The following is a 6,532-nucleotide window of genomic DNA, read 5'->3' as shown; positions in this document are numbered from 1 at the left end:
GAAGTTAACTTACTGGTAGATTCCCTAATTGTTGGAAATAAAAGTGAATTCAACCCCAAAAGATTAGACTAATAAAAATTTTCTGGACTAGACTTTTCAAAATTACCAGTAATATGAGTTACATCTGCGGAATGCAGGTTCTATAGCAACCTGACTTCCTCCAAATAGGACAGCTATTTTCAGTTAATTAAATCACAGTTTTTCGTAGGGGCACGGCACTGCCCATTGGTGTCAACTTAAGCTATAGATAGCTTAACTGTTGGCTTCCACGCCCGCCTAGAACTAAAGTTCAAGGCTAACAGCTAAACTCTACTGAAGTAGACTAAAAATTTTTCGGATTATTTAGTCATCTAAAGATGACTTTCGCTATTAGCAAGGAACTTCAGTTCCTTGCGGGACATGACTTTCACGTTAAGTTGACACGTATGGGCACTGCCGTGCCCTTAAAAGAGTGGTTTATTTACGTACTAGGTTGAGCAGTTCTTTCGGAGAAGCAAGCAAGTCAATCGCTACAAAGAAGATTTTGCCTTGGGGATCTATCAAAAACCGCCATGCAATATTCATCCCCACACTTGCACCGAACCAAGGGGTTTGGACTTTACCTGTGACTTTAACTTGGGTATAGCCATCTTCCACTGGCTCGGATATACCACGCTCTGGTATCATCTTCAATCCTTGGCATTCTTCACGCATATAAGCGCGGATTGCATCTTGACCAACAATCGGTCTTTCAAAGGGTGGTTGCAAGGCACCTTCAGAGCGAAACAGAGCAACCGCAGCATCAAAGTCATTGGCATTCATGTTGTTGATATAGCCCAACACCGTAGCGTTGTTGATACCCTCAATGGTGACTTTAGTCCGAAACGCTGGTGCAATGGGAGGAGACAGTGGCTCTGAAACTTTTTTGTAACTACCAGGAGCGTTCGGGTCAAATCCCATGCTAACTACGGTATTACGTAAAATTGTGATTTGTTGACCTGAATCAGCATTGCGGATTGCTTGCAACACATCAGCAGCTTTCGGAGAAAGCTTGTAGCCTTCTGGGATAGGAGCAACGATTCCCTGAGCCATCCATTCTCCTAACTGATACCAGAAGCCCAACTTGATGTTCACGGTAAAGGATGCATAGGAACGGCACAGGGGAGTGTCAGCACAGTTAGCCAGATCGTACATGACTTGCGTTTGAGCCTCAAAAGGCATCTGCTTAATTTGTTCGAGTAAGCCTTGTGCGAGGATCATGTTAGCTGCTCCTGGAGCGGCAACCGTAATACTTCTACCCATCTCGGTATAGGCAAACCAGAGTAATGCTAGTTGATCTTCAGCATTGAGCTGAGAGAATGATTCGATAACAGTTGGAACAATGTCAGCAACTAGGGTGCCGGGAAAAATACTTTGAGCTGACTGGATGGTAAAAGACATAGCAGATGTTCCCAAAAGAAAATTACAGTTCTATCGAATGTGAAAATCAAATGTGCAAAGACGGAAGTAAATGCGTTTAGCTGTTAAAAAAGGCACTCAGCAGTCTTGGCGTAGATATCGCTTTACCAAAAACATAGCGATTCTCTTGCCTGTGAGTTTGGATACTCGGCAAAGCACATTGCAGGCTCAACTGCATAGTTATCTAGAAAACCTTGATCAACAGTGGTTTAACGCATTTAGGTTGCTTTTGTATCTATGTGTAAAGAAATATAACAATTTCGTTACAAATAAGCAAGACTTCTCAGTTATAAATTGATAAGTTCTGCTTATATAAATATAAGTTTTGCTTAAAACAGATTATGCACAATTGCTGGCTTTGTGCATATTCACTTCCAAAAGTGTAGGCGTAGCCCGTCGTAGACATTGCACGTCTCTACACGCATCAAATTTTGATAAACAATCCTTAACTGAAGCGATTGCGTCTCTTAGAGAAGCTAAATCGAGTCTTCTCGTGCGATCGCACCTGTTCGCGTTCGAGTGTCACAGCCCTTTGTAGACATTGCCTACTTCTTGCACAAATCCAAAATACCCTACTTGCTTAGTACGGCTATTACTGCTTTTATTTTGATGTCAAGTTACTGCAAAAAATCTTTAAAATAATTTATATTTATTTAATTTAAAAATAAAAAAATGATAGATATAGGACTCCTACTTGATTTTTGAACAAAACTCAGTACACCTTTATTCCTTCTTCCCTGTTCCCCGTTCCCTGTTCCCTGTTCCCTCTCTCTACGATTGTGGATATGTAGGTTTAGAAGTAGCACAAATTGTTTCCAAACATCTTGCAGTTCAAAGTAAAACCTATGTAATTCAAAATAGAACGATATTGATAAATCAACTTTTAAAGTCTGGTCTAGATTCTCATACAGCAAATCGAACTGTTACTGTACTTATATCAAGCTCGGTTTTACAATTAACAAACAAAAATCGGTGTGCAATTAATTGGCGAAAGTAACTATACAGGTAGTAAAAGGGACTGGGGATTAAGGATTGGGGATTAGGGATCAATACGGTTCAGATAAGCTTTTTCTCCCCCCTGCTTCCCCTGCGTCCCCTGCTCCCCCTGCCTGCCTCAACGGATAATATTTCTTAACCCAAGCGTATTGGATTAGGGATTAGGGACTGGGGATTGGGTAAAGAGCAGAAAAATTATGGAATTTGCTTTGACCCATCCCAAATTTTGGAACAAATTTCCCAGTCCCCAGTCCCCAATACTTCGGCTTACTTCGACTACGCTCAGTACAAGTCGCTCAGTACAAGTCCCTAGTCCCTAAGCCCGAGTTCAACGCAAACAACGAATCGCCTCTAATAGACCTCTAGCTTTATTGAGCGTCTCTTCGTATTCTTTTTCTGGCTCAGAATCAGCCACCAAACCTGCACCGGCTTGCACGCTTACCGTATTATCATGCACTACCATTGTGCGAATTGCGATCGCACTATTTAATTGTCCTTCAAAATCGTAATATCCATACACACCGGAATAAACACCCCGACGACTAGACTCTAACTCGTGGATAATTTCCATTGCCCGAATCTTAGGTGCGCCGCTTACCGTACCTGCTGGGAAGCAAGCTTTCAATAAATCCCATGCTGTTTTACCAAATGCTAATTTCCCTACAACATTGCTGACTATGTGCATCACATGGGAGTAGCGCTCAACTATCATTAATTCATCAACTTTGACGCTACCATTTTCACAAACACGCCCCAAATCATTCCGCCCTAAATCTACAAGCATCACATGTTCGGCAACTTCCTTGGGATCTTCGAGTAAATCCTTTGCAAAGGCTGCATCCTCCTGGGTGGTTTTACCCCGTGGACGTGTCCCGGCAATTGGGCGTACTGTTGCTATTACTCCACCATCTGAATCGGTTTCGGCTTTCACCATCACTTCAGGACTGGAACCGATGATTTGCCAATTTTGGAAGTTAAAGTAAGCCATGTAAGGCGAAGGATTTATCTGACGTAGGGAGCGATAAAGGGCAAAGGGGTCGCCAGTGTATGCTGTTGATAGTCGCTGGGAAATTACTACTTGGAAGATATCGCCTGCTTTGATGTAGTCTTTGGCCTTTTGGACACTGGCACAAAAATCTGGGCGGGTGAAATTACTATTGTACTCCTCTGCTGCTTTGCTCCCCCGGTTACTGAGCGACTTGCCCTGACTTGTGCCGAGCGAAGTCGAGGTAGCGTAGTCGAAGGGAGTCGAAGTATGCTTCTCTGCTCCCCTGCTCCCTGGCGGTTTCCATTCCAAGCGAGTTTTTTCTGGCGATAGGGGTAGAGATAGCTTTTCGAGCATTTGGGTGACGCGATCGCACGCTTGTTGATAGGCTGCGTGTAAAGACGTTACATGTAACGTCTCTACATTACGTAAATCAGCATAAGCGATCGCCCAAATTTTCCGCTTCACTTGGTCAAAAATCAGTAGGTGGTCTACCTGCATCCACAACCCATCAGGGATATTTCGCTCATCTGGTGGATAAATTGGCACACGCGGCTCAATCCAGCGAATTAATTCATAGCCCCAAAACCCAAACAAACCGCCAATTCCTGGCGGTAGCTGTGGTAACTTGACTGGGTGAAAAGGTGCTAAACATTCAGCTAAAGCTGTAAAAGGGTCGCCTGCAAAAACGACCTGTGAACCATCACGGTTTTTTTGGGTTGTGCGATCGCCTCTTGCTTCCAAAACCCACAGAGGATCGCAACCCACTAAACTATAGCGTCCCAGTTTTTCCCCACCTTCGATCGATTCCAACAAAAAGCTATAGGGCTGACCTGCACAGACTTTATACCAAGCAGATACGGGCGTATCTAGGTCTGCTACCCATTCTTGATATACCGGGACGAAGTTGCCTTGTTGTGCTAGGGTCGAAAACTGCGAGAAATCCGGAAACATCATTATTTTTTAAGGGTAATTGGTAATGGGTAATGGGTAATTATTTTTCTTACCAATTATCCATTACTAATTACCCATTAGCTACTAACAGCTAGTTACGGAGCGTCGTAGGTAGTAACACCACTAAACTTAACTTTAGAAGGACTGGGGTTTTGTCCGATACGACGGTCTACATAACGCACTTTGTCACGACCTGGGTTAACCTTTTCAGGGAAGACACCATCAGCTGGGTGAAGTAAAGTGGTTTCTCCGTTGGGTAAAATCCGGTAAACTTTGTAATCTGTAATTTTGAGTTTCCGGAGTTGCTGACCGCCCAAAAAGATTCCATATTCTTTACGAGCTATATACAGCAGGTTTTCACCTTGCCGCATAGTAGCAGCACCACCTGTAGGCAATTCAAAAACTTGCTCTTTCGGGCTAGTCCAAGTAATAGCGTACTTTTCTTCCACTTCTGCTTTTGTGAGCAAGCCACCGATGCTGCCACCGAATAGCGGGGTTTGTCCAGAGAGTGTTTCTGCCATAAGTGATTCTCTCAACGTTTTTAGGGAATCCTAACACCGCAACCAGGATCATATTGCGATCGCGTTATAGACTGTAACAGTTTTTAGTCATTAGTCATTAGTCATTTGTTAAAAACTAATGCCCCATGCCCCATGCCCCATGCCCCATGCCCCATGCCCAATCCCCAATCCCTATCTACTCTTGACTTTTGTTCGCTTTTCCTCTTTGCTACTTTGAACGATCGGGATGGTGAAGTGAAACTGACTACCCTGGTCTTTGCCTGTTGACTCTGCCCAAATTTCCCCACCCCAGCCATTAACAATTTGACGGCAAATTGCTAAACCAAGTCCAGTGCCGCCAGTGGTGCGGCGCAAGGCTCCCTCTTCTTGATAGAAGCGGTCAAAAACTACTTCTAAACGATTTGGTTCAATGCCGCGTCCAGTGTCTGCTACAGTCACCTCAACCATTTGATGGCTGTTGTAAATCGCTTTAATGGTGATTTCTCCTTGGGGTGGCGTAAATTTACAAGCGTTATCTATGAGTTTTGCCAGTACCTCTACCAGCCAATCACCGTCAGCTCTAACCAAAGGTAGGTTTTCGGCAATTTGAGTATTGATTTTGGGTGGCTTTTCAGTTGAGGAACGCGTGCGATTTCGGCTGAGTGATAAATCTACACACTCTTGTAATGTGAGAGATTCTGGATGCCATTCCACCCGACCGCTTTCCAAGTTGGAAAGTGTGAGGAAATCTTGTACCAGTTTTCGCATCCGTTCTGAGTCGGAAAGAGCAGTGTTGAGCATGACCTGCTGCAACTCCAAAGGCATATCCGGCTCACTAGCAAGGCTTTCCAGGCACACTTGAATGGTGGATAGGGGGGTACGCAGTTCATGTCCGGTGATGGCTATGAGGTTGCTGCGGGTGCGGTCTAGGGCTTCTAACTGCTGGTTAAGTTCTTCTAGGTTGGCGTAAGCTTCCGCTTGGATGAGAGCTGCTCCCACTTGGGTAGCGATCGCTTCTACCAAATCCAATTCCCCAGGTTGGCACTCGTGCGGTGGCATTCGGCAATAGTGTAACTCCACGATGCCCAATAATCGCCCTTGATAGAATACTGGTTCCATCAGCCAAGAACGAATGGCAAACTTTTTGGCGATCAAGGAGAGGGCTGGCGAATTGTTAACACGAGGGTCATTTAGTGTATCGCTAATACAAACCCCTTCGCCTTGTTGCATTATGTCCCGAAATAGAGAATTTTTTTCTAACTCCCAGGTTTGTCCACGAACAGATAAAATACCAGGAGTTAAAAACTCGTGTTCAATTATGGCTTGGCTATCTGTGGCTTGAGCGCGGTAAATTAGACAGCGACAAGCTTCTAGGTGTTGTCCTAATTCTTGTGCCGCCACCTGGAGAACTTCGTGTGGATCGAGCGATCGCCGAATGGCTGTGCTAATCGAGTTGACTAATCGTTCTTTTCGTGCTTGGGCAGCAATAGAACGGTAGGCTTTGTGCAATTTGTACTGACTAGCTTGCAAGTAAGTTACTAAGCGCTGCACAAAGGGATCTGTATCGATGTCACAAGCATATCCATTGATCTGTTCTGCTCCAGAGTGGCTTCGTGGCTCTCCTATACCAAACCTCTGACGTGCCTCCTCAATTTTACTT

At 44.4% G+C, this 6,532-nt stretch carries 5 protein-coding genes; 1 reads left to right on the top strand and 4 read right to left on the bottom strand.

All coding sequences use genetic code 11. The annotated features are described in order from the left end of the window. Positions 1–456 precede the first annotated feature (456 nt). Complete coding sequence (locus LC574_RS20465) at positions 457–1,419, bottom strand: orange carotenoid-binding protein (protein ID WP_229455270.1); 963 nt, start codon at positions 1,417–1,419, stop codon at positions 457–459. A 1,189-nt stretch (positions 1,420–2,608) separates the two neighbouring features. Between LC574_RS20465 and LC574_RS20460 the strand changes: the two genes are divergently transcribed. Then, positions 2,609–2,746: a hypothetical protein gene (locus LC574_RS20460; RefSeq protein ID WP_229455269.1), complete on the top strand. Its 138-nt coding sequence runs from the start codon at positions 2,609–2,611 to the stop codon at positions 2,744–2,746. A 15-nt stretch (positions 2,747–2,761) separates the two neighbouring features. Here the strand turns inward: LC574_RS20460 and LC574_RS20455 are convergent, their stop codons facing one another. From LC574_RS20455 to LC574_RS20445, 3 genes are all read right to left on the bottom strand, one after another. Further along, positions 2,762–4,375, bottom strand: a complete 1,614-nt coding sequence (locus LC574_RS20455) for an anthranilate synthase component I family protein (RefSeq protein ID WP_229455268.1) — start codon at positions 4,373–4,375, stop codon at positions 2,762–2,764. A 92-nt stretch (positions 4,376–4,467) separates the two neighbouring features. Then, positions 4,468–4,893 carry a photosystem I reaction center subunit II PsaD gene (locus LC574_RS20450; protein ID WP_229455266.1) on the bottom strand — a complete coding sequence of 142 codons (426 nt, stop codon included), beginning with the start codon at positions 4,891–4,893 and terminating at the stop codon, positions 4,468–4,470. A gap of 171 nt (positions 4,894–5,064) precedes the next feature. Then, positions 5,065–6,532: ATP-binding protein (locus LC574_RS20445; protein WP_229455264.1), on the bottom strand; the 1,468-nt coding region annotated here is incomplete at its 5' end.

It is taken from the genome of Nostoc sp. CHAB 5715, from assembly GCF_020829685.1.
Classification (GTDB): domain Bacteria; phylum Cyanobacteriota; class Cyanobacteriia; order Cyanobacteriales; family Nostocaceae; genus Nostoc.
This window is presented reverse-complemented; position numbering and strand designations above follow the sequence as displayed.

Excerpts from the sequence above, each read along its gene's own strand:
- LC574_RS20465 (WP_229455270.1), bottom strand. The coding sequence starts at position 1,419 with ATGTCTTTTACCATCCAGTCAGCTCAAAGTATTTTTCCCGGCACCCTA.
- LC574_RS20455 (WP_229455268.1), bottom strand. The coding sequence starts at position 4,375 with ATGATGTTTCCGGATTTCTCGCAGTTTTCGACCCTAGCACAACAAGGC.
- LC574_RS20450 (WP_229455266.1), bottom strand. The coding sequence starts at position 4,893 with ATGGCAGAAACACTCTCTGGACAAACCCCGCTATTCGGTGGCAGCATC.